Annotated in this window: 22 protein-coding genes and 2 tRNA genes; 13 read left to right on the forward strand and 11 right to left on the reverse strand. The window is 44.1% G+C overall.

What is annotated here, in order from left to right:
- The first annotated feature begins 178 nt into the window (after positions 1 to 178).
- Positions 179 to 913: a hypothetical protein gene (locus tag JFC10_RS03515; RefSeq protein WP_198331701.1), complete on the forward strand. Its 735-nt coding sequence runs from the start codon at positions 179 to 181 to the stop codon at positions 911 to 913.
- Between the two features lie 91 nt (positions 914 to 1,004).
- Here JFC10_RS03515 and JFC10_RS03520 read toward each other — a convergent pair.
- The 4 genes from JFC10_RS03520 to JFC10_RS03535 all read right to left on the reverse strand — a co-directional run bounded on the left by JFC10_RS03520 (position 1,005) and on the right by JFC10_RS03535 (position 4,634).
- Positions 1,005 to 1,095, reverse strand: a tRNA-Ser gene (locus JFC10_RS03520).
- A gap of 83 nt (positions 1,096 to 1,178) precedes the next feature.
- Positions 1,179 to 1,269: transfer RNA gene (locus tag JFC10_RS03525), tRNA-Ser, on the reverse strand.
- A 57-nt stretch (positions 1,270 to 1,326) separates the two neighbouring features.
- The gene (locus JFC10_RS03530) at positions 1,327 to 2,511 is read right to left on the reverse strand and encodes a type I glyceraldehyde-3-phosphate dehydrogenase (RefSeq protein WP_198331702.1); all 1,185 of its coding nucleotides are present in this window, start codon (positions 2,509 to 2,511) and stop codon (positions 1,327 to 1,329) included.
- Between the two features lie 176 nt (positions 2,512 to 2,687).
- The gene (locus JFC10_RS03535; protein WP_198331703.1) at positions 2,688 to 4,634 is read right to left on the reverse strand and encodes an AAA family ATPase; all 1,947 of its coding nucleotides are present in this window, start codon (positions 4,632 to 4,634) and stop codon (positions 2,688 to 2,690) included.
- Positions 4,635 to 4,688: 54 nt separating this feature from the next.
- Between JFC10_RS03535 and JFC10_RS03540 the strand changes: the two genes are divergently transcribed.
- The 10 genes from JFC10_RS03540 (at position 4,689) to JFC10_RS03585 (ending at position 16,381) form a co-directional block, all read left to right on the forward strand.
- Complete coding sequence (locus tag JFC10_RS03540; protein ID WP_198331704.1) at positions 4,689 to 4,847, forward strand: hypothetical protein; 159 nt, start codon at positions 4,689 to 4,691, stop codon at positions 4,845 to 4,847.
- Between the two features lie 77 nt (positions 4,848 to 4,924).
- Positions 4,925 to 6,451 (forward strand): acetaldehyde dehydrogenase ExaC, encoded by a 1,527-nt coding sequence (gene exaC / locus JFC10_RS03545; RefSeq protein WP_198331705.1) that lies wholly within the window; start codon positions 4,925 to 4,927, stop codon positions 6,449 to 6,451.
- A gap of 98 nt (positions 6,452 to 6,549) precedes the next feature.
- The gene (gene adhP / locus JFC10_RS03550; RefSeq protein WP_198331706.1) at positions 6,550 to 7,578 is read left to right on the forward strand and encodes an alcohol dehydrogenase AdhP; all 1,029 of its coding nucleotides are present in this window, start codon (positions 6,550 to 6,552) and stop codon (positions 7,576 to 7,578) included.
- A gap of 196 nt (positions 7,579 to 7,774) precedes the next feature.
- Positions 7,775 to 8,101 carry a DUF779 domain-containing protein gene (locus JFC10_RS03555; RefSeq protein WP_193011665.1) on the forward strand — a complete coding sequence of 109 codons (327 nt, stop codon included), beginning with the start codon at positions 7,775 to 7,777 and terminating at the stop codon, positions 8,099 to 8,101.
- Positions 8,102 to 8,291: 190 nt separating this feature from the next.
- Entirely contained in the window at positions 8,292 to 9,935 is a 1,644-nt protein-coding gene (locus tag JFC10_RS03560; protein ID WP_198331707.1) for a GMC family oxidoreductase, read from the forward strand.
- A gap of 471 nt (positions 9,936 to 10,406) precedes the next feature.
- Positions 10,407 to 12,047 (forward strand): ABC transporter substrate-binding protein, encoded by a 1,641-nt coding sequence (locus tag JFC10_RS03565; protein ID WP_198331708.1) that lies wholly within the window; start codon positions 10,407 to 10,409, stop codon positions 12,045 to 12,047.
- A 226-nt stretch (positions 12,048 to 12,273) separates the two neighbouring features.
- On the forward strand, positions 12,274 to 13,290 hold the full coding sequence (locus JFC10_RS03570) for an ABC transporter permease (RefSeq protein ID WP_114700462.1): 1,017 nt from the start codon (positions 12,274 to 12,276) through the stop codon (positions 13,288 to 13,290).
- 133 nt (positions 13,291 to 13,423) lie between these two features.
- A complete protein-coding gene (locus JFC10_RS03575; RefSeq protein ID WP_114700463.1) occupies positions 13,424 to 14,338 on the forward strand; it encodes an ABC transporter permease in 915 nt (304 codons plus the stop codon).
- A gap of 1 nt (position 14,339) precedes the next feature.
- The gene (locus JFC10_RS03580; RefSeq protein WP_198331709.1) at positions 14,340 to 15,413 is read left to right on the forward strand and encodes an ABC transporter ATP-binding protein; all 1,074 of its coding nucleotides are present in this window, start codon (positions 14,340 to 14,342) and stop codon (positions 15,411 to 15,413) included.
- A complete protein-coding gene (locus tag JFC10_RS03585) occupies positions 15,410 to 16,381 on the forward strand; it encodes a peptide ABC transporter ATP-binding protein (RefSeq protein WP_198331710.1) in 972 nt (323 codons plus the stop codon). Before JFC10_RS03580 ends, JFC10_RS03585 begins: the two co-directional genes overlap by 4 nt.
- A gap of 12 nt (positions 16,382 to 16,393) precedes the next feature.
- Here the strand turns inward: JFC10_RS03585 and JFC10_RS03590 are convergent, their stop codons facing one another.
- From JFC10_RS03590 to serS, 5 genes are all read right to left on the reverse strand, one after another.
- A complete protein-coding gene (locus JFC10_RS03590) occupies positions 16,394 to 17,428 on the reverse strand; it encodes an NERD domain-containing protein (protein WP_198331711.1) in 1,035 nt (344 codons plus the stop codon).
- Between the two features lie 76 nt (positions 17,429 to 17,504).
- Complete coding sequence (locus JFC10_RS03595; RefSeq protein ID WP_198331712.1) at positions 17,505 to 18,161, reverse strand: LysE family translocator; 657 nt, start codon at positions 18,159 to 18,161, stop codon at positions 17,505 to 17,507.
- Between the two features lie 128 nt (positions 18,162 to 18,289).
- On the reverse strand, positions 18,290 to 20,287 hold the full coding sequence (tkt, locus tag JFC10_RS03600) for a transketolase (protein ID WP_198331713.1): 1,998 nt from the start codon (positions 20,285 to 20,287) through the stop codon (positions 18,290 to 18,292).
- A gap of 93 nt (positions 20,288 to 20,380) precedes the next feature.
- On the reverse strand, positions 20,381 to 20,761 hold the full coding sequence (locus tag JFC10_RS03605) for a hypothetical protein (RefSeq protein ID WP_198331714.1): 381 nt from the start codon (positions 20,759 to 20,761) through the stop codon (positions 20,381 to 20,383).
- A gap of 13 nt (positions 20,762 to 20,774) precedes the next feature.
- Positions 20,775 to 22,061 (reverse strand): serine--tRNA ligase, encoded by a 1,287-nt coding sequence (serS, locus tag JFC10_RS03610; RefSeq protein ID WP_198331715.1) that lies wholly within the window; start codon positions 22,059 to 22,061, stop codon positions 20,775 to 20,777.
- Between the two features lie 466 nt (positions 22,062 to 22,527).
- Here serS and JFC10_RS03615 point away from each other — a divergent pair, with 466 nt between their 5' ends.
- Complete coding sequence (locus tag JFC10_RS03615) at positions 22,528 to 23,187, forward strand: YcxB family protein (protein WP_193011674.1); 660 nt, start codon at positions 22,528 to 22,530, stop codon at positions 23,185 to 23,187.
- A gap of 366 nt (positions 23,188 to 23,553) precedes the next feature.
- The gene (locus JFC10_RS03620) at positions 23,554 to 24,033 is read left to right on the forward strand and encodes a Dps family protein (RefSeq protein WP_193011675.1); all 480 of its coding nucleotides are present in this window, start codon (positions 23,554 to 23,556) and stop codon (positions 24,031 to 24,033) included.
- Between the two features lie 95 nt (positions 24,034 to 24,128).
- Here JFC10_RS03620 and JFC10_RS03625 read toward each other — a convergent pair whose 3' ends face one another.
- Positions 24,129 to 24,818, reverse strand: a complete 690-nt coding sequence (locus JFC10_RS03625) for a DUF2057 family protein (RefSeq protein WP_198331716.1) — start codon at positions 24,816 to 24,818, stop codon at positions 24,129 to 24,131.
- A gap of 76 nt (positions 24,819 to 24,894) precedes the next feature.
- Complete coding sequence (hda, locus tag JFC10_RS03630) at positions 24,895 to 25,698, reverse strand: DnaA regulatory inactivator Hda (protein WP_193011677.1); 804 nt, start codon at positions 25,696 to 25,698, stop codon at positions 24,895 to 24,897.
- Positions 25,699 to 25,865 lie beyond the last annotated feature (167 nt).

The following is a 25,865-nucleotide window of genomic DNA, read 5'->3' on the forward strand; positions in this document are numbered from 1 at the left end:
GTAAAAAATATACCTTCTACCCCTTTCTGCTGTCATATAACTAAAATAGGTCGATTTTGCTTGCGATACAGCATTTAGCGATAATTAAACACAACCCATCATTAAACGAGGTATATTAAGAAAACGGTCATTATTTGTCATTCTTTATTATCCATAAAGATTTCCAAGGAGGTGTACGATGGCGGGTTTACATCAACGCTTACATAAAGCTTTGTTATTGACGATTGCCTTAGCGATGCTACCAATCGTTTCTGGTTGCTCACAGCCGACAGCTGATCCAAGCAAAAAAACCATACCGACTAACTCGGACCAGTGGCAGAAAAAACTCGGCACCACTTTTGAGCAATTGCCTGAGTCTGAGCAACAGTTGCTCAGCCGCTACATGTTGCGAATGAAACTGAGCGACGCCTATGAGTCAGGTGCAATGCCGCGTACCACTATCAAGCAAGCCCTTGTGCAACAGCGTGAATACGAACGACTACATCCAAACAATCCGACGGGTAAAAAAAGCCCCATTGTCAGCAGTCAGCCAGCTTATAGTGCCAATGCACAGAACTACCCTGTCGCCCTCCTACCAGTCAAAACCAGCGACAGTGACAGCTTAAATCAAGTAAAACTACAGTTTATGCTATCCAACCATGGCAAGGTCGCCATTCAAAGCTTTCAGGGCACACTGACCATGCAAGACGCTAACTTGGCGCAGGGCAAAAGCTTTAACGTACCACTAACACAGTTTGATCCGCCTATTAGGCCCGAGCAGTCTGGTAAGATCATCATCGAGAGCAGTATTGAAGACATCAACGTTATGCGTGCCATTAAAAACACCAAAGACATGAACATCATGATCAGTAAAGGTACATTAATATTGGAGAATGGGCAGGAAATTGAGTTTGATGAGTCGCTAATGAAATAAAAAAGCGCTTGTGAGCATTTATAAGACTATAGGATAAATATCCAGCATAAAAAAATCCCCAATCAGTGATGATTGGGGATTTTTTCGAATTTGGAGGAGACGGAGAGATTCGAACTCTCGAAGGGCTACAAACCCTTGTCGGTTTTCAAGACCGGTGCATTCAACCACTCTGCCACGTCTCCATTTGTGCATCATTATAACGATATAAAATAAAAATGCAACAAAAAAAGCCGCAATCATTATTAATGATTGCGGCTTTCGAATTTGGAGGAGACGGAGAGATTCGAACTCTCGAAGGGCTACAAACCCTTGTCGGTTTTCAAGACCGGTGCATTCAACCACTCTGCCACGTCTCCATTTGTGCGTTATTATAGCGATATAACATGAGAATGCAAGCAATTAATTGCACAAATTTAAATTATTTTGATGCTAGGCTTTTTATAAGATGCCAGATGTAGACACATATCTAGTAGTCTATTGGCATAACCCCATTCGTTGTCATACCATGCAAAAACCTTGTACTGGCTACCCACTTGCATGAGCTGCTGACCATCAATGATCAGCGACTCTGTCTGATGAATAAAATCGCTTGAGACCAGTGGTTCATCCGTATAAGCCATGATATCGAGCAAACAACCCATGCTAGCGACTTTAAGCACCTCGCGAATCGCCTCGACACTGACATCTGGCATATCAAACATAAAAGTCACGTCAATGGCGGCAACATCAATGGTGGGCACTCTGATTGAATGACCATTGATTTTGCCGATCATCGCTGGCAGTACACGCTCTGTCGCAGCGATGCTACTGGACGTCGTCGGAATAATGTTGTAGCCAGAAGCTCGCGCGCGCCTCGGGTCACGGTGTGCTTGATCGAGCACGGTCTGATCAGCGGTGACAGCATGAATCTCCGTCATCATCGCCGACTTTACCCCAAAGGCTGTATCAAGCGTCGCAATCAAGGGAACCAATGCCTGCGTGGTACAAGAAACGCTCGATATAATCGGCAGCTCACGCGTTAGCTCATCGGTATTAACGCCCATAACGATACAAGCATCGACATCATCGAATGGTGCCGCACCGATAATCACTTGCTGCGCGCCTGCCTCAATGTGCAGTTGTGCTTGCTCGTAAGAGCGGAAATGTCCGGTACACTCTAGCACCACATCGACACCCATCGCCTGCCAAGGCAACTGCGCAGGGTTAGGTTCTGAGAATAAGTTGATACAGTAGGTATAATTGTTTTTTGTCAGACAAAGCTGCGTAGCGCTGTTAACGTCACCGCTAGCATCATCATTGCTACTCGCCACAATATCAGCACTGACCCCAAGGCGACTTAGGCGGCCATGTGTACTATCGAATTTTAATAAATGCAACAGAATATCAGCAGGGGCTAAATCATTAATTGCCACCACATGGATCGCACGGCCTAATACCTCAAAGCGCTCTAGCAATGCCCGTAATACATTGCGCCCTATACGTCCAAAACCATTGATAGCAATCCTCAGTGGCTGTGTGTGCTCACTAGATGCATGAAACGCCGCTGCTGCTACCGGGTCAGACGTTAATTGATAAGTGGCGCTCGAAAAATCAGGCATAAAAAGATATCGCTATAAAGGGATAAAAAAATTGAGCACTGCAAAGTCAGCGCTACCATGAAACAAAACCAACAAGTTGTTAATCGGCTCTAAGGATTGTTATATAAAAGCTAAATGGATTTGGTGAATACTTGAGTCCTGAATTGTCATACTCAGTATCAAGGCGCCATTCAGGATTAAGGCGTGATAAAAATAAGTGCTAATCGAATGGCATTGTAATCAATACTTTGCTTAAGATGATCGAATATTGGACGCAGTTTGATACTACCATCATCATTGAAATCATTTGGATTATTGGCGACTTTAATCGCGACATAGGCGTTGCCCACTGCCGTCATCACCTCATCGGCTGGGCGCAAATGGTCACAAGCAAGGCTAGGATCTTGAGATTTTAATTCGCCAATATGACGCATAATGGTCGATTGTGACAACTGACGTGCTTGTGAGATTTCTGCAATCGACAAGCTCTCTTCTAATAGCACCCGTGTCGCTAATAAAGTGCTTTCGGACTTATCAGAAACTTGATTGCCCAGTTTTTGTTTTTTGTCTATTTGCGCTTGCTGCTGCTCACGGCGCTTTTTTTGCAGAGTGGCATAAGCATCAATGACTGACTTACTGAGCGTACCGCCCGATTTTAAAATAAACTTCTCATGTGCCTGCGTCATGCTCTCTTCATCAAGCATCGCATAATTGGCATCGGCTTCTTCTGACAGTACCAAAAACCGTTTGTCTGCACCGCGTGCCAACGGATCGAGTTGCAAACTCATGTCGTTCATACCCAGCAACTGCAAACCTGCCAGCGACTTTAGCCGTGACAATGCCACATAGCCCTGCCCAAGCTCAAAAGTACGTGATAAATCAATCTCAGCAGCATCAAGCGTCATGCCTTGTGATTTATGAATGGTAATCGCCCACGCGAGACACAGCGGTACTTGCTCATAGCTTGCCAGCACATCGCCCGTCTCATCTTCGATGATCCATTCTTCAGGCTCAGCGACAACTTCACGCCCTGAATTGAGCCGAACCACGGGCATTTTTTGCGTCGTTGGCTTTTTAGATTTTGCCTGCTTTTTATCACTGTCTTTCTCTTTTATGGCTTTTTTAATTTTGCCTTTTACATTCTTATCAGTCTCACTTTCAGCACTGTCATCATCGTCTTCGATTAAATCATCACTACTGTCTTTGCTATCATCATTAATTTTTACTGCGGCAAAACCAATCAGCTCACCCATCGTACCGTTGGACACGCCAAGTTCGGTATTATTTTTGATAAACATCACCTTGGCACCGACTTTTAATACCAAATCATCTTGGGTACGTACCGTTTTTTTAAGCGTCTCAACCAATTTACTGTCGCCCGTAGACGTAGCGGTAAAGCGCATCATCTCGCCCTCTAACGCGGCAAGCTCTTTATCATTGATGCTATTAACGTTGAGATTGTGGGTATAAAGACGGGTACGTTTGATATCGACATTTTGATCAAAGGTCGCCTCCAGCGCAGCAATCGATTCAAAAGTGACTTCCTGACGACGGATTTGGTTGAGAATATCGTCCAAATCAAGCCCGCCATTTTCCGCGTCACTGACTTGCCTATGTTGCTCAGATAAATAGCAAATATGGAACTTGGCATCAAGCCAAGCTTCTGACATAAAGGCAAATTTTTCACGATTGCTTTCACCCTTACTACCAATGGGCGGTAACTGGAAAAAGTCCCCTGCGACGACGACCTGAATACCACCAAATGCTTTGTCATTTTTGCGGATATGCTTGAGTACTTGGCTGACCAAATTGAGCTGCTTGGCATGCAACATCGATATCTCATCAATGACCAATACCGCGGTGTCTTTTAGTCGGTCTGCTAGGAATTGCTTGCGTGATAAATTACTCAAATCACGATCAGACAGCTCATCTTTGATACCGATGCCTGACCAGCTATGAATCGTCGTGCCGTTCATGTGCGTAGCAGCAATACCAGTACTCGCGGTGACGGCGACAGGCACACGGCGTGCGCGTAAATAGTCGATATATTGATTGAGAGTATAAGTCTTACCTGAACCTGCTGAGCCAGTCAAAAAGACATTTTGACCCGTTTTTAAGATATCAAGAGCAGAAGATTGACGCATATATCCAAACCAATTAAGTTAATAGTAATAAGAAAAATAGAATAAGAGCAAGTTATGAGAGAGAAAGCTGCCAACAATTATAGCAGCTACATCCGTTTTGCGGACGACTTTAACCCTGATAAGCCACATAACTTAAAGTTATACGATACGGAATATATCATTATAAAAAGTCATTATCGCTCATCGCTAAAGCTCAGTACGATAGAGTCATAGCTTGGTCAGGATGGCCAAATATTTATGCTTAAGTCGTTTGTTCTTAAATAGTCATAATACACAACAAGGAGTGGTTAATGTTATACGCTTATCCCAATACTGAAGACAGTCCTGTCCAATTCCGCAAAAAATATGACAATTTCATCAATGGTGAGTGGGTCGCACCAATCGATGGTGAATACTTTGACAACTCAAGTCCAATCGATGGTAAAACCTTCTGTCAGATCGCGCGTTCAAAAGAAGCCGATGTTGAAGCTGCACTAGATGCCGCTCATGCGGCAAAAGATGCTTGGGGCAAAACGAGTGTCACTGATCGCTCTAATATGTTGCTCAAACTTGCCGACGGTATCGAAGCCAATTTAGAGGCAATCGCTATCGCCGAAAGCTATGAAAACGGTAAACCCGTACGTGAAACCCTCGCCGCTGATATTCCAATCGCCATCGACCATTTGCGTTACTTCGCTGGCGTTATTCGCGCACAAGAAGGCGGCATTAGCCAAATTGATGAAGACACAGTCGCCTATCATTTCCATGAGCCTCTAGGCGTCGTCGGTCAAATCATTCCTTGGAACTTCCCTATCCTAATGGCGATTTGGAAAATTGCCCCAGCACTTGCAGCTGGTAACTGTATCGTCCTCAAGCCTGCCGAGCAAACCCCTGCTTCTATTTTGTACATGCTTGACTTAATAGGCGCGGCGGACATTTTACCTAAAGGCGTATTAAACGTTGTTAATGGCTTCGGCGTTGAAGCCGGTAAGCCAATCGCTTCCAACCCGCGTATCGATAAAGTGTCCTTTACTGGTGAGACCACCACTGGTCGCTTAATTATGCAATATGCCAGTGAAAATATCATTCCGGTCACGCTAGAGCTGGGCGGCAAAAGTCCAAATATCTTCTTTGCCGACATCATGGATGAAGACGATGACTTCTTAGATAAGGCAGTTGAGGGCTTGGTGATGTTTGCGCTGAACCAAGGCGAAGTCTGTACTTGCCCATCACGCGCCCTCATCCACGAAAGCATCTATGATGAATTTATGAAACGCTGTATCGCCCGCGTTAAAGCCATCAAAATGGGCAACCCGCTCGATACTGATACCATGATTGGAGCCCAAGCCAGCTCAGATCAGCTAGAAAAAATCCTATCTTATCTCGATATCGGTAAAAAAGAAGGGGCAAAAGTGCTTGTCGGTGGTGAAGTCGCTAAACATGATGGCGACATGGCAAACGGTTATTATGTGCAGCCCACCATCTTTGAAGGCACGAATGATATGCGTGTGTTCCAAGAAGAAATCTTTGGCCCCGTACTCGCTGTAACCACTTTTAAAGACGATGAAGAAGCAATGGCTCTCGCCAATGATACCTTGTACGGCCTTGGTGCTGGGGTATGGACGCGTAATGGCACTCGCGCTTATCGTTTCGGTCGTGGCATTAAAGCTGGTCGCGTTTGGACAAATTGCTATCACCTCTATCCTGCGCATTCCGCGTTTGGTGGTTATAAGCAGTCTGGTATTGGTCGTGAAAACCATCTAATGATGCTCGATCATTATCAACAAACCAAAAACATGCTGGTATCGTACAGTCCTAAAGCGATGGGCTTCTTTTAAGCCTGTCTTTAAAAGCACTTTATGGCAAAACCGGTAAAGTGCGACCTCGATGCTCGCCGAGCATCTTAATGTAAAGAGCGATGACAAGGAGTTACAACGTGAGTAATAAAATGAAAGCGGCCGTACTGCATGAATTCGGACAACCCTTACAGATTGAAGAAGTAGATATTCCGACTCCAGGTGTAGGTCAAATCGTCGTAAAAATGCAGGCATCAGGTGTCTGTCATACCGATTTGCACGCCGTTGAAGGCGATTGGCCAGTCAAGCCTAGCCCGCCGTTTATCCCAGGCCACGAAGGCGTTGGTCTTATCACTGCGGTTGGTGATAATGTCCATCACGTCAAAGAAGGTGATAGAGTTGGTGTACCTTGGCTTTACTCTGCTTGTGGGCATTGTACCCATTGCTTAGGTGGTTGGGAAACCTTATGCCTAAGTCAAGAGAACTCTGGCTACTCAGTCAACGGCAGTTTTGCTGAATATGTCCTAGCGGATGCCAACTATGTTGGTATTATTCCTGAAGGTGTTGACTCTATTGAGATTGCCCCCGTTTTGTGTGCCGGAGTTACTGTATACAAAGGGCTAAAAATGACCGATACCAAACCAGGTGATTGGGTCGTCATTTCAGGTATTGGCGGTCTGGGACACATGGCGGTTCAGTATGCCATTGCGATGGGATTGAACGTTGCTGCTGTCGATATTGATGATGACAAGCTTACATTCGCCAAAAAACTGGGTGCAAAAGTCACTGTTAATGCGAAAAAGACCGACCCTGCTGAATATCTACAAACAGAAATCGGCGGTGCTCATGGTGCGCTTGTGACAGCGGTATCGTCCAAAGCTTTTGATCAAGCATTAGGCATGTTACGACGCGGTGGTACTTTGGTATGTAATGGTCTACCAACGGGTGAATTCCCAGTATCCATTTTTGATACTGTTTTAAACGGTATTACCATTCGTGGCTCAATCGTTGGTACACGTCTCGACTTGCAAGAGTCGCTAGATATGGCAGCAGCAGGCAAAGTAAAAGCCACCGTTACCGCTGAGCCATTAGAAAATATCAATGATATCTTTGATCGTATGCGTGATGGCAAAATCGAAGGTCGCATTGTCATTGACTATAGTCTGTAGCCATAGGCCTTATGATATTTTGAGATTCGTAACACTGTCTCAATGACTGGCTAGATTAATCATCAGTAATTAATGGGTCGTATCGTTTTCAACCACATATGATAAATGATGTGAGTGAATATGATGCGACCCTTTATATTTTACTCAGTATGATTATGAAAGACATCCATTCGGGTTTAACGATAAGGAAATCATTATGAAAGTGACAGCGACCCCATCCTGCAAAGCATTAATCGACTTACTAAAATCTAAGCACGGTGAGCTGATGTTTCATCAATCAGGCGGCTGCTGCGATGGCAGCTCTCCCATGTGTTATCCATTGGGCGAATTTAAAGTAGGCGGACAAGATGTACTCGTCGGCGAGTTAGTAGGCTGCCCCTTTTATATGGGTAAGGCACAGCACAAGCTCTGGCAACATACCGATCTGACGATAGATGTGGTCGATGGACGCGGGGCCAGTTTTTCGCTTGAGATACCTGAAGGTAAGCGCTTTATCGTACGCTCAGAAGTGTGTTCGGTATAAGGTTGCATGGTAAAAAATTAGATGAACTCAATTCCAATTAATAAGCTGAAAGTCATACTGCCAGTTTGTTTTTTTGTACTTATATAAATAGATACCATGGAGTCATTTATATTTTATTATTTCTACAAAATAATAGATATTGTAAAGCTTAAACTATTTTGATTAGCATGGACGCTATAAGGAATATGACATGGAATTTGATAAAAAGTTTGATTACGTCATCGTGGGTGGTGGCTCTGCAGGCTGCGTACTTGCCAGCCGTCTCACAGAAACCCCAAATATCAGCGTTTGCCTATTAGAATATGGCGGTGATGGCAAAGATCTTGCGGTGCGTGTCCCTGCTGGATTGATTCTGTTAGTCCCTGGTAAGCCGCTAAAATTGAATAATTGGTGCTTTCACACTACGCCTCAGACTCATCTCAATAACCGACGTGGTTTCCAGCCACGTGGACAGTGCTTGGGCGGCTCATCCGCAATCAATGCAATGATTTATACGCGCGGTAGTGCGCTCGATTATGAGCGCTGGGTGGAACAAGGCTGCACTGGCTGGGGATTTGACGATGTGCTGCCCTACTTTATCAAAGCCGAAAATAATATTCACGGCAGCGATGAGCTGCATGGCGATAGTGGTCCGCTGCATGTCAGCGACTTACTAAGCCCACGTGATATCTCCAAAGCATTCGTAGAAGCGGCCATCACCAATGGTTTAGATCATAACCAAGACTTTAATAGTAAAAAACAAGATGGTGCGGGCTTATATCAAGTCACTCATTTCCATGGCGAAAAACAAGGTCAGCGCTGCTCTGCTGCTGCCGCTTATCTACATCCGGTACAAAGCCGACCAAATCTAACCGTCATCACCCATGCCCAAGCCAACCGAGTGATCTTTGAAGACAAACAAGCCGTTGGCGTCGCTTATGAAAAAGATGGCGTCGAGCACACGGTCATGGCGCGTCATGAAGTCATATTATCAGGCGGCACTTTTGGCTCACCCAAAGTCCTGATGTTGTCGGGTATTGGCCCTGCTGAGCATCTACAATCGCACGGCATCGATGTAGTGGTAGATGCGCCCGATGTTGGTAGTAATCTACAAGATCACTTAGACGTCGTCTTTGATTACGAGGTCAATACCACTGACGTCATCGGCATCGGTATGGCAGCAATGGCGACATTGCCTAAGAGCATTCGGCAGTGGAGAAAAGACGGTACAGGGATACTATCTACCAATTATGCAGAAGCAGGTGCCTTCTTTAGTGTGGGTGATGCGCCAAAAGAGTGGCCAAATACCCAATTACACTTTGTTATCTCGCGCGTGATTGAGCATGGTCGCGATTTGAGACGTGGCTATGCCATTTCTTGTCACAGTTGCTACCTACGCCCCGAAAGCCGCGGCACCGTGAGATTAGGCTCAGCTGATCCATCTGACGCCGTATTGATTGATCCAAACTATCTCTCGCACCCAAAAGATGTAGAATATATGATTGCAGGCGCGGAGCGTACGCGCGCCATCATGCAAGAACCACCCATCGCCAAATATATTACTGAAGACTACCCTGCCCCTTATATCGAAAAAGACGGCATGCTCGGTTATATGCGTAATAAATCAGATACCATTTATCATCCTGTGGGCACTTGCCGTATGGGTTCAGATGGCAAGTCCGTGGTTGATTTAGAGCTGAAAGTACGTGGCGTAAATGGACTACGGGTTATTGATGCTTCAGTCATGCCGACACTCATTAGTGCCAATACCAATGCGCCAACCATTATGATTGCTGAAAAAATAGCAGACCTTATTAAGGCAAAACATATTGATGTTGAATTAGTCACTAGGTAGATCAGAATTGCTTCAACACCTCATAAATTGGCATACATAAAATGTAACCAATTTATTTCTGATTGTTTTTATTGAGTAAAATTATAATTAAGGAGCAATACATTATTGCGTCTCATTCCTGTTGGTATTATAGGGATAGAAAGAAACAATGATTGATAATATTGGTCAAAATAATATCAAAATGAGCATAAACCCATGTTTTTTATAAAAATTAGTTCAAATATTTCTTGCATTACGGCTATTTATGAGAGTATATTCGAACAACTATTCATATCTTTATGTTTTTAAATGCATCAATTAAAGTTATATCAACTTAATTTATGTATTTTTTTGTAAAAAATATATCGTTAGAATAAATACTCAAAGTCAGTTTAGTGCTTGCTCATTGTATTTCTTGCAAATTGTATTCATGGTCGAATACGAACTAGGTAAATACATGAGCGATTACCTATCATTACATGGAACGTAATAATGCAAAAATCATTTTTTAAACTTACGATGTTGGCCACGCTTATCTTGGGTGTAAGTGCTTGTAGCGGCGACAACAAAACCACTGATGAATCTGCTGCCAGCTCAGATGCTAAAGCAGCCAAAACCTTGCTTTACTGTTCAGAAGGTAGCCCTGCTGGTTTCGATCCAGCACAGTACACCGCAGGTACAGATTTTGATGCAAGCGCCTACCCTATCTACAACGGTTTGGTGCAATTCAAAAGAGATGGTACTGAGATTCAGCCAGGATTGGCTGAAAGCTGGGATATTAGCGAAGATGGCAAAACTTACACCTTTAATCTACGTAAAGGCGTCAAGTTCGGTAAAACGGATTATTTCACACCAACCCGCGATTTTAACGCAGACGACCTTATTTTTACGCTAGAACGTCTCACCGACCCAGACTTTGAATTCAACAAAGCCTACCCTGCTGAGTTCCCGTATTCGGTTGGCATGGGACTACCTGATATTATTGCTAACATTGAAAAAGTTGACGATTACACGGTAAAAGTCACATTAAGCGAGACTAACGCGCCATTTTTACAGAACTTAGCGATGCCGTTTGCCTATATCAATTCTGCTGAATATGCAGACAAGTTGATGGCTTCTGGTAATGCCGCTGATCTTAATACCAAACCTGTTGGTACTGGACCTTTCGTCTTTACTTCTTATCAAAAAGACGCGCAAATTCGTTATACCAAAAACCCAGACTATTGGGACAAAGATAACATCTACATCGATAACCTCGTGTTTGTTATCACCAAAGATTCAGCGGTTCGTGCGCAAAAAGTTCAAGCGGGCGAATGTCATGTATCGGCATATCCAAAGCCTGCCGAAATTGAATCGGTCAAAAAATCCGGCAAGGTCACAGTTCTTGATCAACCAGGCTTCAACGTCGGCTATGTGGGCTACAACGTCGAAAAACCGAAGCTTAGTGATCTTAAAGTTCGTCAAGCATTAGATATGGCGATTAATAAAGACGCGATTATCAATGCGGTCTATCAAAGCGAAGGCCTTAAAGCAACCAACCCGATGCCACCAACGCAGTGGGGTTACGACAAATCGCTTAAAGATGCACCTTATGATGTTGAAAAAGCAAAAGCGCTGATCAAAGAAGCAGGTGCTGATAATATGAGCATCAACTTGTGGTACATGCCAGTCCAACGTCCGTACAACCCCAATGCCAAGCTAATGGCTGAAATGCTGCAAGCAGATTGGGCGAAGATTGGTGTCGATACCAAGCTGGTAACCTATGAGTGGGGCGAATACCTAAAACGCGCTGCTAAAGGTGAGCCTGATGTGATCTTGGCAGGTTGGACTGGCGACAATGGTGATCCAGACAACTGGCTAGGCTCGTTACTGTCTTGTGATGCCGTCGGTGGTAATAACTACTCACGCTGGTGTAATAAAGACTTTGATAATTTAGTCATGAAAGCGCGTCAGGTGACCAATCAAGATGAACGTGTGGATGACTATGTACAAGCTCAGCAAATATTCAAAGAGCAACTTCCTTGGACAACAATGGCGCATTCGGTAGTAACCGTATTCACTGCACCAAACGTTGTGGATTTCAAAATTAGTCCGCTTGGTGCCGTACGCTTCGATGGCGTGAAGGTTGAATAGCCTTAGCTAATTAAGTCCGGTACGACATGCACTATTATTTAATTTGTATTCGGCTGGCTCAGAATCTCTGTTCCAGCCGTATTTATATGCGTTAAATACTTTTCATTTAAGTGCTTGTCATTTAAGTACCTTTCACTTAAGTGCTTTATGACTTAAATGCATGGTTACGGACGACTTCATTAATTGCTATCACTCCACTCATTGAATCACAACTATTGAGCAGCCCATGCTACTTTATATTCTGCGCCGTATTGCCATTCTCATTCCTGTCTATCTTGGTTTAACGCTATCGACCTTTACGTTGATTCGTCTCGTACCGGGCGATGCTGTCGAGATCATGATGGGCGAGCGGATGGTCGATCCAGAGCTACATGCCCGCGCCTTAGAAAGACTTGGATTAGATAAACCACTCGTTGTCCAATATTGGGACTATTTGACGGGTATATTGACCGGTGACTTTGGTCAGTCTTTCCGTACTCGTTCTCCCGTATTACAAGACTTTTTTGCTCACTTCGTACCAACCTTAGAGCTGGCATTGTGTGCGATTGTCATTGCTAGTGTTATTGGTGTGAGCTTAGGCATCTTTGCCGCCTTACGCCGTGGTACTTGGATTGACTATACCCTGATGTCAGGAGCACTGGCAGGATACTCGATGCCGATCTATCTATTGGGACCTATTCTGACTGGTATATTTGCTCATTATCTCGGCCTTTTACCCGTTGCTGGGGTAATTTCTGTCGCACAGTTCTTGGATGTCCAACCACTGTACGGTTCATGGTTACTTGGCTCTCTCACGTCAGGAGAACCTGGCGCATTCTGGAATGTGGTCAAACACTTTATCTTGCCTTCAATTGCCTTGTCGACTATCCCACTCGCCATGATCGCGCGGATGACACGCTCTGCGATGTTAGAGGTGTTGGATGAAGACTATGTCCGTACTGCTCGAGCCAAAGGCTTATCACCGCGCCGCGTGATAATGATACACGTGATGCGTAATGCATTGATTACCGTGGTCACTGTTGTTGGCTTGCAGATGGCGACGTTGCTTGCAGGCGCGATTATCACTGAGACTATCTTTAGCTGGCCGGGAGTTGGTAATTGGCTCCTCGATGGCTTTTTCACTCGTGATTACCCCATTGTGCAAAACGGTATTTTATTGGTCGCCACTGCCTTGATTTTGGTCAGTTTATTTATTGATATTTTGTATGGTCTGATCAATCCGCGTATTCGACATACTTCTTAATTTCACATTGATAAATACTTATATTATAAATAGTGATGATTGGCGCTGAAGTGATGTTTTAGCAATGCTTAGTACTTTTTTGGGAATGAGATTCTAAAAAATGTCACTGCGCTAGCCACTATAGGAACTGCTCATGAAGCCTTCTGTTCTCCCCTCTGATGTCAATCTCATGGCCGCCACACCGCCATCGTCTTGGCAGCTATTTTTATCGACGTTTTGTCGCAATAAAGGTGCGGTACTTGGTTTTATTGTATTGGCATTGATGGTCATCATTGCCATACTCGCGCCCACTATTGCACCCCATGACCCTTATGAATTGTTTACTGGCCAAGAGCAATTGCCGCCAGCCTTCTTGAGTGGCGGCGATGCGATGTTTTGGTTGGGCACTGATGATGCTGGACGAGATACCTTGTCTCGGGTGATGTATGGCGCGCGTTATTCTTTATTCATTGGTCTGAGCGCGACGACCCTTGCGATGCTAGTCGGTATTTCATTAGGACTTAGTGCCGCATTTTGGCCTAAGGTTTGGGGCAAAGCGGTCATGCTAGTCAATGATATTTTGATGTCATACCCTAGCTTACTACTAGCGATCATCATTGCCGCTATCTTAGGGCCATCTATGACCAATACGATTATTACGATTGCACTGGTCTGTACGCCGCCCTTTATTCGTCTGACTCGCGCCACCGCGATGGTAGAGTTGCAACGTGAGTACTTTATCGCCTCGCAAGTGATGGGTGCTGGCGTACTTCGCCTATTGTTTATCACCATTTTACCCAACTGTATGGCACCGCTCATCGTGCAGGCGACGATGATTTTCTCTTCTGCTATTTTAGAAGCGGGTGCGATTGGTTTCTTAGGGTTTGGTGTACAGCCACCTGATGCTGAATGGGGCGCGATGCTCGGTACGGCACGTCAGTATATTCAAAGTAATGTTTGGCTCGCTATTTGGCCAGGTGTCGCTATTTTCTTAGCTGCATTGTCGATTAACTTGACGGGTGATGGCCTGCGTGACGCGCTCGATCCCAAATTAAAGCAGGTGACCTAAGATGACTGATACTTTAATTAAAACGCCTACCACTCACACTTCTATGAATGGCGCATCAACAAAAGAATCACCATTGTTATTGGACATCGAAAATCTGTCGGTCACTTTTGGTCAAGGAAGGCGTGCCTTTCGTGCCGTCGATGATGTGTCGCTAAAAATCACACAAGGTGAAGTCATCGCCGTCGTGGGTGAATCCGGCTCAGGTAAGTCGGTCACGATGATGGCGCTAATGGGACTATTACCGCCGTCTGCGAGCGTCCGTGCCAAGCGGGTGATGTTTGATAATAAAGACATGCTCAGTATGCCTGCCAAAGAAAAACGCGGCATCATTGGCAAAGACATCTCTATGATCTTTCAAAACGCAATGTCTTGCCTCAATCCAAGCTTTACCATTGAGATGCAGTTGGGTGAAGTTCTGCGCAAGCATCTTGGTTTGCGCGGTGCAGCAGTACAGGCACGTATATTAGAGCTGCTAGAACTGGTCGAAATGCCTGACGCCAAAAACCGACTCAAAGTCTATCCGCATCAACTCTCAGGCGGTATGAGCCAGCGCGTTATGATTGCAATGGCGCTTGCTTGTGAGCCAAAACTGCTCATCGCCGATGAACCGACCACCGCACTTGATGTCACCGTACAAGCGCAGATTATGGATTTGCTCGGTCGTCTACAACGCGAAAAACAAATGGCGATGGTACTGATCACCCATGATCTAGGCCTTGTCGCACAAAACTCACGTGATGTTGCGGTCATGTATGCTGGACAAGTGGTTGAAACCAGTACCGTGCCAGAGATTTTCCAAAACCCTGCACACCCTTATACCGAAGCCTTGCTACAAGCCATTCCTGAACTGGCCATCGGTCAAGATCGATTGAACAGCTTATCCGGTGTTGTACCAAGCCAATATGATCGCCCAAGCGGTTGTTTATTGTCTCCTCGTTGCCCTTATAAAGAGCCAACTTGTGACGTGCCACCGCCCATTTTAGATACGCCAAATGGCAAGGTGCGCTGTATTCATGCTGATCCCTCTTCTCGCACCCCTATCTCTCACGCTGCTATTTTGGAGTCACAAGTATGAGTAATAAAGTGGTTTTAAAAGCAGACAATCTACACAAGCATTACCCAGTATCGCAAGGATTGGGTAAACCAAAAGCGTATGTCAAAGCCCTGAACGGTATCTCATTCGAGCTTGAAGCAGGTAAGACACTGGCAGTCGTTGGTGAGTCAGGCTGCGGCAAATCCACACTTGCCCGCCAGTTGACGCTGATCGAAGCGCCTACGCAAGGCGAGCTGTTTATCAATGATGAAGGCACCACTGGCTATAGCAGAAAGGCGCTCAAAGAGCTACGTACCGAAATTCAAATGGTCTTCCAAAACCCTTATGGTAGCTTAAACCCGCGTCATACTATCGCCTATCAACTGACAGAACCATTAGATATTCATACCAAACTGTCTAAAGAAGAAAAGCGTGACAAAATCAACGAGATGATGAGAAATGTCGGCCTACGTCCTGAACATGCTGGGCGTTTTCCACATATGTTTTCAGGAGGTCAGCGCCAGCGGATTGCCCTCGCCCGCGCCATGATGCTCAATCCTAAAATCGTCGTCGCTGATGAGCCAACTTCTGCACTCGATGTATCGATTCAAGCGCAAGTCTTAAATCTATTTATGGATTTGCAGGATGAATATCGTACTGCCTACGTCTTTATCTCGCATAACTTATCGGTCGTACGTCATGTCGCTGACGACGTGATGGTCATGTATTTGGGTCAGGCCGTTGAGCACGGCCCTAAAGAAGCGATTTATAATGCACCAAAACATCCTTATACCATCGCTTTATTGGCGGCTGCACCCACGGTAAATGGCCATAAGAATGACTTGACGTTACAAGGTGAGCTACCAAGTCCGCTTAATCCACCAAGTGGGTGCGCTCTGCATAAACGCTGCCCATATGCCACCTCGCAATGTAGCGAAGTAGAGCCAAAACTGCGCGAATGGGATGGTCGACTAGTTGCTTGTTTACGTTTAGAAGAAATCTACGGTTAAGAGGACTAACGACTAAGCAATATTAACCACACCTCGACACTTAGGAAACTGCGCGCACCCATAAAAGGATTGTCCTTGGCGTGCGCCTTTTTTCGCAGTGCGTTCAACCATCTCACCGTTGCATCTTGGGCAAGTTGGCGCTTGGTTGATATTAGCAGCATAGCCTGCCACCTCAATTTTCGCAGGTGCTTCAACCTGTGGTTCAGATTCTATAATCTCAAATGGCGTCATAAACACTTTATTGGTCATATCATGTGACATACTGGTAGGCGGTGTGATCGTCTGCTGAGTATTCAGACTATCAATTGGTAACTCGCGAGATTCAATCTCAGTTTGACCAGACCATCGCAGCACTTCTCTACTTTTCAGCGTGGCTCTGTTTGCGGTTTCTTTTACTACTGGCTCAGGTGTCAGCTTATTATTCATTTTAGCAACTGGTTTATCATTAGCGTTACTGCTAGGCTTTTTATTTGATGGGCTATGCTTGTCTTTTAGATAGGCTTTATGTTGCCGATTGGTGCGCCACGATTTGCTAAACCTATTGCTATTAATCTGCTCAACGATAGATGCAACCTCGTCTTCGGTCAGTATTTTATCTTGCTTTTTCTTCACATAAGATACCATACCACCCGTTAATACGTGATCGGGCAACTCATCACGGGTCTTTAGCTCACACTCACCGATGAAGGCAATCATCGAATGAAAGTAGCTCAGCTCCAAATCTAATAAATCAGCGAGCGTCTTTATGTGCAAGTAGTTTTGACGCAATGGATTTTGGAATTTGAATTTACTGCCATTTGGAAAGGCTTGCGTCCATTGTCTTTGCGTCTCGCTACCGTATATCCAGCCTTTGTAGTTTTTGGTCTCAATCACAAAGATGCCGTACACAGAGACGATGACATGATCTATTTGGGTACTGCCGCCATTGGCTCGTGGTAAGGTAATACCGTTTAATCGGTGATAGACGTCTTTTTCAAGTTTTAGCCACATGGCGACGTTAATGACGGTCTCGCCGAGAAAGCCTTTAAAAGTGGATTTTAGGGACATGGTTGTTTTTCTTGAAAGTAGTTATGAAAAAATAAATAACGTTCAATATTAATATAATAATTACTTTTGGTTAAAATTACCGATCTACAATTGCTGTTCTGACGATAGTTAAACCAATGACGCCAAGCAATGCCCCTGTAATTTTATCAATATAATAAGCGACTTGGGTGAATTTAGCGCGTACTTTGCGAGTCGACAATAGAAATATGACGGCAGTGTCCCATGCGAATACCACAACAGTCATCCAAATACCTAAGCCCAATTTGAACACAAAACTTATTTCTGGTGTCAACACTACAGTGAATAAACTGAGATAAAAGAGTAGATTTTTAGGGTTAAATATTCCAGACAAAAACCCTGCAGTAAATTCCTTTAAAAAAGTTGTCTTAGGTATATTTGAATGGGCTAATTGGGCTACCTGAAACTGGTCATACGCATCTTTTCGTGCGCGTAACGCCTGTATCCCAAGGTACATTAAAAACAACCCACCAATGATTTTTAGCGTAATCATAATAGGTGCAGAGGCGGCTAAAATTGAGCCAACACCAATTAGACATAGACCAATGTACACTGCATTAGCAAAGGTGATACCGAGCGCAACCCCTATTGCGTCTTTACTGTCGTTCTTAATCGCACTTTTTACGATCAATACAAAATCCGGTCCAGGACTCAATAGTGCAAGAAAATGCGCCAAGCCGACCGTGATAAAAATACTCAACAAATCCCAGTTCATAATTATTCCGTACTCTGTTTTTTTTAATTATGGACTAAATACCACTATGAATACACTGATTATTTAGTCAATAAAAAAAGCCACCAGATTTCTCTAGCAGCTTTTTTATTTATAACTTTTTTAACGGATTACACCAAACTATTTACCGCTTCGACCACAGCATCAGTCGTGATACCAAACTCTTTATACAAGTCGCTAGCAGGAGCAGACTCGCCATAAGTGGTCATACCGATGACTTTGCCATCTAGACCAACGAACTTGTACCAGTAATCTACATGCGCGGCTTCTACTGCGACGCGAGCACGGATATTGGCAGGCAATACGGCTTCACGATAGCTAGCATCTTGCTCGACGAAAATCTCTGCACATGGCATAGAGACCACACGTACGCCAACACCATTTGCGCTCAACGTTTCGTAAGCTTCCATCGCTAGGCCAACTTCTGAACCAGTCGCGATAATGATGGCTTGTAGCTCGCCTTGTTCTTTTGCCAGTACATAACCACCTTTGGTGATGTTCGCTACTTGCTCGCTATCACGTGATTGATGTGGCAAGCTTTGACGGCTGAAGATCAATGCAGATGGGTTGTGTGCTGACTTGATCGCCTCTACCCAAGCAGTGGCAGATTCAGTCGCATCACATGGACGCCATGTGCGTAGATTTGGCGTGGTACGTAGGCTAGTCAACTGCTCAACTGGCTGATGCGTTGGGCCGTCTTCACCCAGACCGATAGAGTCATGCGTATAGACATGGATGACGCGCTGCTTCATCAGTGCACCCATACGTACCGCGTTACGTGCATATTCCATAAACATCAGGAACGTCGCTACGTAAGGGATAAAGCCGCCATGCAATGCAATACCATTGGCAATCGCCGTCATACCGAACTCACGTACACCATAATAGATATAGTTGCCGTCAGCGTCTTTTTCGATGCCTTTAGCGCCTTTGAATAGCGTTAGGTTTGAACCAGCGAGATCCGCTGAACCGCCTAGCAATTCTGGTAATAATGGCTGTAAGGTATTGATAGCATTTTGACTGGCTTTACGGCTGGCAACATCGCCGCCCGCTTCTTGCGTTTGCTGAATATAGGCTTGTGCTTGGCTAGCAAAGTCAGCAGGCAACTCGCCATTTAGACGGCGTAGTAGTTCAGAGGCTAGTTCTGGATAGGCTTTTTTGTACGCTTCAAAGTCTGCATCCCAGTTCTTTTGCTGTACGTCACCTTTGGCTTTGGCATCCCATGCTTCATAGATTTCGTCATCTAATTCAAATGGAGCATGTTTCCAAGACAACGCATCACGAGTCAAGGCGATTTCGTCATCACCCAATGGTGCACCATGGCTTGCCGCTAGACCTTGTTTGTTCGGGCTACCAGCACCGATGGTGGTTTTGCAAATGATTAGGCTTGGTTTGGTAGTCTCTGCAATCGCTTGCTCAGTTGCTTGCGTGATCGCGTCGGTATCATGGCCATCGACCTTGATGACTTGCCAGCCGTATGACTCAAAGCGCGCTTGCGTATCATCAGTGAACCAACCTTCGACATTACCATCGATTGAGATGCCATTGTCATCATAGAAGAATACCAGCTTGCCAAGCGCCAACGTACCAGCTAATGAACAAACTTCATGACTGATGCCTTCCATCAAGCAGCCATCGCCTAAGAATGCATAAGTATGGTGATCGACGATGTTATGACCGTCACGGTTGAACTGCGCGGCTAGGGTTTTTTCTGCAATTGCAAAACCAACTGCATTAGCAATACCTTGTCCTAGTGGACCAGTCGTGGTTTCAACACCTGGTGTATAACCAAGTTCAGGATGGCCTGGAGTTTTTGAATGCAATTGACGGAAACCTTTCAGATCGTCAACGCTGACATCATAGCCAGATAAATGTAGCAATGAATAAATAAGCATTGAGCCATGACCGTTTGATAGTACAAAGCGATCACGGTTGTGCCACTTAGGATCAGCTGGGTTGTGCTTCAAAAATTTGCGCCACAAAACTTCGGCAATATCAGCCATACCCATTGGCGCACCCGGATGTCCAGAGTTGGCTTTTTGAACCGCGTCAAACGACAGTACACGGATGGCATTGGCTAGTTTACGTTCGTTAATTGGGGTGGGCATAGCGTGTCCTAAGATTGAAGGAAAGTTTATTTGAATGAAAAAGGTTATTGAACTGAATTTGCTTAGATATCTAAATAGGTGGCTCATTATAAACTAAGTAGCAACAATTTTCCCTGTTACTCCTAGTCCACAACTTGATCGGGTCACATAATAAAAAATCAATTGATCGTTAACGACTTCAATATAATGTTTCTCAAATTCTCGATAACAAACATACTGAAGCCATCTCTCCTCTAGATAAACTGCCATTTGCTGATAGCTTATATTATTTGCAAATTTGCAGCGCAACGTAAGCATACAATTTGCATCATCATGGCGTTCTTGATCAAGAAAATCGCAGCCAACATTGTTTTCCTTACAACAGAAAAACATATTGGCATCTATTTCAAATCCTAACAAATTGTCGCCGCTGCTTTGACCATAGATGAGATATTGTGAGTAATTCAATTCATCAACTATGGACAAGCTCTTCATGACGTGACTACCATCAAATTTCAATACGTTCAGCACCGCCCATAAACGGACGCAATACTTCTGGAATGGTGATACTACCGTCAGCATTTTGATGATTTTCCATGACGGCTAGCAACGTACGACCAACTGCCAAACCTGAACCGTTCAAAGTATGGGCTAAGCTGGTTTGTTTGCCATCTTTAACACGAGTGCCCATACGGCGCGCTTGGAAGTCACCACAGTTAGAGCAGCTTGAGATTTCACGATACGTATCTTGGCTCGGTAACCATACTTCGATGTCATAGGTTTTTTGTGCGGCAAAACCCATATCACCTGTACATAACTGCACAGTGCGGTATGGCAGGTTCAACTGCTGCAAGATATATTCAGCCTGCCCTGTCATTGCTTCTAGCAACTCATCAGATTGCTCAGCCGTGGCAATATTAACCATCTCAACTTTTTCAAACTGATGCTGACGGATCAGACCACGAGTGTCACGACCGTGTGAACCCGCTTCACTACGGAAACAAGGCGTATGCGCCGTGAATTTCAGTGGCAGCTCTTTGATATCCAAACGCTCGCCACGTACCAAGTTTGTCATTGGCACTTCGGCAGTAGGAATGAGATAAAAGTCCATGTCTTCATTGTTTGTGTGATTTTTGAGCTTAAACAAATCATCTTCAAACTTAGGCAGCTGACCCGTACCTTTGAGACTGTCTGAATTCACAATATAAGGTACATAGGTCTCAAGATAGCCATACTTCATAGTATGGGTATTGAGCATAAATTGAATCAGAGCGCGATGCAGTTGCGCGAGCTTTCCTTTGAGCACGTTAAAGCGGCTACCAGTCAATTTGGTCGCTGCTTCAAAGTCGAGCATGCCAAGCGTCTCACCGATATGCGTATGGTCTTGAATCTCAAAATCAAACTCACGTGGCGTGCCCCACTTACGCACTTCTACGTTATCGTCTTCTGACATACCCACTGGCACATCAGCTGCTGGAATATTAGGGATTTGCATAGCAGCTTTGTTGATACGCTCTTGTAGAGTGCGCAATTCATCTTCGGCTGTTTTAATTTCACCGCTGACATTCTGCATCTCAGCCAATAGCTCACTAGCATCTTCGCCTGATTTTTTCAGCGCCCCTACTTGCTTAGCACCAGCGTTACGGCGCGATTGCAACTCTTCTGTTTTGACTTGTAGAGATTTACGCTCAGACTCAACGGTTTGCCAAAAATCCATATCAAGCACATAGCCACGAGTAGCCAGTTGCTGTTGTAAATCGCTTAAATCGCCGCGTAAGAGTTTCGGATCAATCATAATAGTTGCCTGTAACACTAAAGGTGAGTAAAAGGGTTAAAAATATTATTAATATAATCATTACCCAGCGCATCGTTATCACCATCTTTGTGACAACTGGCTGTGCTGCTATGTTTTCATCAACATATATTGTAGACGCTATAATACCAAGACGCAGCAGATTTGACCATGTTTTGACCGATTTTGAATAAGTTTTGATCTATTACTTTCATTGTCCGTAGCTAGTTACATTTGGCTGAAAGGCATGTCTTAAAGTTCAGCTCACCTCAATAAGCCTCGCCCATCTTTCTTAAAGCTATTAATATCGCCTCTATCAGTGAACAGACCTGCTTATATGTTTCATTTAGGGATAGTTTTCGGTAAGATAAGCGCATACCTTTATTTACCTTCAGCCAAGTACAGCATCATGACTTGGCTTTGGCGATTTAAACCCAACACTTTTAACAAAAGTATCTGAGAAACCTTTATGGCCTTGTACCCCTATACGCTACAACCTGTCGCCTTAAACCTAACCGAGGCAGAATTTCACCAAGCACAATACGAGCTATTTGCCAGTGCTAGCCCTTCTTTCGGTTTAAAAAGCATCAAAATGAAAGAATGGATCATTATGGCGGTAGCCGTGGTACTAGCGATTGCAGGGTTGGTCTTTGTCACCGGCTACTCAACCATCATTTTTTGGCTGATGCTAGTGTCAGTAGTGATTTATTTACTGGTTCGTACCCTTGGATTTAAATGGTATGTCAAAAGAGAGTTTGAAAAGCAAGTGGCTGACCAAGAAATGCCAGACGAGATGCGCCAAATGAAATTGGGCGTGCAAAAGCATGGATTAGTCATGGCGATGCCAGTGAACCAGCCTGACACATTTAATAACAACCAAATGCGCGGCATGCAAATGCGAGCAGGCACGACCCAGCAAGCCGTCATTCCATGGTCCGCTGTCAAAAGCTGGGATGAGACGGACGACTATATCTTTATGATGTTTGAGATGAAAGGTCAGCAAGGCAGCCAAATTGTGCCAAAACGCTTAGAATCACAGAAGTTTCCGATCGATACGGTACGTCAGCATTTGCAAGAGGTTATCCCCGTTAAAGGCTTAAACCCTGAAAACTTACAGCCGCCAGCATAAATAGCAGAAGATTTCTTTATCGCTTACTATATAAGTGATAAAGAAATGAGCAATAAAAAATATTTTTTACAAAACCAATCATAATCATAAATTTATTAAAATTAACTTATCAATGGTGCTTTGCTATTATAATGGTTATCAGAAGAAAGGTGATAGTTGCTCTAAATTATATTAATGTATGGTTATGATTTTAGCTTAAGTTGATGCTATTTTAGATGGTAGTTTTATCTTCTAAGATTGTTACTTTTTAAGGCGGAAAAGCGTTAATATATTAACGAGCATAGTAATGCAGCACACGAGTTGCTACACTTCTCACCTTCTTCATTTAATGTTTTATATCAACACTCAAATTATAAGGATAATATTATGAGTAACAACGCTACTAATCAAATCGGTTTAGAAAAAGCTGATATGAGCGAAGTCATTGCACAACTAAACAATTTATTATCAACGTATCACGTCTTTTATTTAAACGTCCGTGGCTATCACTGGAATGTAAAAGGTGAGCATTTCTTCACCTTGCATCCAAAGTTTGAAGAACTGTATACTTCGCTACAACTACAAATTGATGAAATTGCTGAACGTATCTTAACCTTAGGCGGTACGCCACTGCATGCTTATAGCGACTTTGTTCAACACACTAGTATTGAAGAAGATAAAAACGTAAAAGATGGCAATGCTTGTGTGAAGGGTGTGGTAACTGGTTTACAAGCCTTGATTACAGAGCAGCGTAAAGTATCTGCTCTAGCAGCAGATAGTGAAGATCAAGGGACAGCTGACCTCGTAGATGCGTATGTACAAGAGCAAGAGAAGCTTATCTGGATGTATAACGCCTTTTTGGGTTGATCATTGCTAAAGAAAAAATGAGTCGCTAAAATGTAGATCATAAAAAAGCACCTAAAGTAGGTGCTTTTTTTGTGTTTACTTTTGCTAATCACACCTTATTTTTGCATCCACTGACGCATTTTTTCACGCTCAGCAGGTGTCGCTTGTAACCAAATTTGCATAAACTGATCCAAGGTATTTGCAGATAAATTAACGCTAGTGGTTTGCTGAATAGCAGCTACCGTACTTGTATTAACATTTGGTTGATCTAATGATGCAATCGCACGCTGATTCTGTAGCTCAGCATCATCTGCCCCACCAAATACACCGCCGAATGCTTTACCCAAACCTGATAGCAATCCACTTTGATTACCAGCGAGACCTTGCTGACTTGCAACCACGGTATTGTTTTTCTCTATCGCCAGTGTTGGACGTTTGGCATATTCTTTAGCTGCTGTATACTCTTCTGGCTGATTTGGCATGGTCAGACGATAGGTTTGATTGTCCGCCAACTCTGCCGTCACACTAACGTTACCCGAACGCAAATAGTCATGCTCATCACGGCGCAAGTCATATAAACGATCGTATTTTGCAGTAATCGCATGTTGACCCGGCTGAAGCGTGAACTTTTTTGTCAATGGTTGAAAAGCGCTCTGCTGCACTTCTTGCCCATTGATAGCAGTGACTTTAATATGGTCATCAACCAGTAGTGTCACTTCGGCATGCGACAGCATAGAGACAGAGCCCGCACTAATAAGCAACGTGCTGATGGTCAGTTTTTTTAGCAAAGAAGCATTGGGTTTCATAAGTGATTCCATTAATAGTAAAAACGTTTTGGCAATAGTAAAAGCGCTTTGGATAAAAAGACGTTAGTTTTTAATGCTAAAAATCGAGTGGCATCGTATGTTGATCTTGTTCCGCTGAATCGTTATCTACTTGTGTCTCTTGCGCAATATCAGCAAGCTCTGCTGCTAGTGTCTGTTCATCGATAGTACGCAATGCATCAGTGATGACCGCTTTGGATATATTGCTACGCCCAAGGTTAGAAAACATCGGCTGAATATAATTGAGCACTTCCATCATTGCACCGATACGATGAGGCCCTTCAGTAAGCAAGTGATCAATAATTCGATCATCAAACTGCCAACCACGTCGACGCAAGATAGACTGTAATAACGCCTGACGGTCGGCTAGATCATGACCATTAGGCACTTTGAACGTAGGTGCTTGTGCCAAACGAGTCAGCAAATCCCTTAGTTGAAAGGGCAAGTCACCAGCAGGCTTATTGGCTGCAAATAACAATTGACGCTGACCTTCACGACTGCGGTTGATCAAATGAAATAACGCTTCTTGCCATTGACTGCTTTGCTCCAGCACCTCTAAATCATCGATCGCAATTAGATCAAAATTTTCTAGAGATGAGAGGACGTGCACATCGGTATGAATCAACTCATTGAGCGACAAACAAATCGCTGACTTGTCCATCTCAATAAATGACTCACAAATAGCAGATAATAAGTGCGACTTGCCTGTAGCAGGACTTCCAAATAGGTACAGCTGACCTATCAGGCCGACATGTAACTGCCGCACTGCATCAATAATCGACATCCAACCAGGACCGCCGAAGTCACTTAGACTTGCATCATGCTTAATGTCCAGATTGAGACTTAGCTGTGCTTCTGCCATGAATCATCAACTCGTTTTGCGTAATGCAATAAATAAAAGGATAAATTATTAATAATTGTCTTTGAGGTGCTCTTATACTACCTGATATAAACTTGCTGCGTTAGCATCTCATCGTTTTAATTAGGAGTATATTCGTAGATTACTTAATCAAAAGGCATCTTGTTAAC

Origin of the sequence: Psychrobacter aquimaris (assembly GCF_016107525.1) — a bacterium.
GTDB classification, from domain to species: Bacteria; Pseudomonadota; Gammaproteobacteria; order Pseudomonadales; family Moraxellaceae; genus Psychrobacter; species Psychrobacter aquimaris.

Coding starts and splice junctions, on each gene's coding strand:
- JFC10_RS03515 (WP_198331701.1), top strand. CDS start 179: ATGGCGGGTTTACATCAACGCTTACATAAAGCTTTGTTATTGACGATT.
- JFC10_RS03530 (WP_198331702.1), bottom strand. CDS start 2,511: ATGCCTGATTTTTCGAGCGCCACTTATCAATTAACGTCTGACCCGGTA.
- JFC10_RS03535 (WP_198331703.1), bottom strand. CDS start 4,634: ATGCGTCAATCTTCTGCTCTTGATATCTTAAAAACGGGTCAAAATGTC.
- JFC10_RS03540 (WP_198331704.1), top strand. CDS start 4,689: ATGAGAGAGAAAGCTGCCAACAATTATAGCAGCTACATCCGTTTTGCG.
- exaC (WP_198331705.1), top strand. CDS start 4,925: ATGTTATACGCTTATCCCAATACTGAAGACAGTCCTGTCCAATTCCGC.
- JFC10_RS03555 (WP_193011665.1), top strand. CDS start 7,775: ATGAAAGTGACAGCGACCCCATCCTGCAAAGCATTAATCGACTTACTA.
- JFC10_RS03560 (WP_198331707.1), top strand. CDS start 8,292: ATGGAATTTGATAAAAAGTTTGATTACGTCATCGTGGGTGGTGGCTCT.
- JFC10_RS03565 (WP_198331708.1), top strand. CDS start 10,407: ATGCAAAAATCATTTTTTAAACTTACGATGTTGGCCACGCTTATCTTG.
- JFC10_RS03570 (WP_114700462.1), top strand. CDS start 12,274: ATGCTACTTTATATTCTGCGCCGTATTGCCATTCTCATTCCTGTCTAT.
- JFC10_RS03575 (WP_114700463.1), top strand. CDS start 13,424: ATGAAGCCTTCTGTTCTCCCCTCTGATGTCAATCTCATGGCCGCCACA.
- JFC10_RS03580 (WP_198331709.1), top strand. CDS start 14,340: ATGACTGATACTTTAATTAAAACGCCTACCACTCACACTTCTATGAAT.
- JFC10_RS03585 (WP_198331710.1), top strand. CDS start 15,410: ATGAGTAATAAAGTGGTTTTAAAAGCAGACAATCTACACAAGCATTAC.
- JFC10_RS03590 (WP_198331711.1), bottom strand. CDS start 17,428: ATGTCCCTAAAATCCACTTTTAAAGGCTTTCTCGGCGAGACCGTCATT.
- JFC10_RS03595 (WP_198331712.1), bottom strand. CDS start 18,161: ATGAACTGGGATTTGTTGAGTATTTTTATCACGGTCGGCTTGGCGCAT.
- tkt (WP_198331713.1), bottom strand. CDS start 20,287: ATGCCCACCCCAATTAACGAACGTAAACTAGCCAATGCCATCCGTGTA.
- JFC10_RS03605 (WP_198331714.1), bottom strand. CDS start 20,761: ATGAAGAGCTTGTCCATAGTTGATGAATTGAATTACTCACAATATCTC.
- serS (WP_198331715.1), bottom strand. CDS start 22,061: ATGATTGATCCGAAACTCTTACGCGGCGATTTAAGCGATTTACAACAG.
- JFC10_RS03615 (WP_193011674.1), top strand. CDS start 22,528: ATGGCCTTGTACCCCTATACGCTACAACCTGTCGCCTTAAACCTAACC.
- JFC10_RS03620 (WP_193011675.1), top strand. CDS start 23,554: ATGAGTAACAACGCTACTAATCAAATCGGTTTAGAAAAAGCTGATATG.
- JFC10_RS03625 (WP_198331716.1), bottom strand. CDS start 24,818: ATGAAACCCAATGCTTCTTTGCTAAAAAAACTGACCATCAGCACGTTG.
- hda (WP_193011677.1), bottom strand. CDS start 25,698: ATGGCAGAAGCACAGCTAAGTCTCAATCTGGACATTAAGCATGATGCA.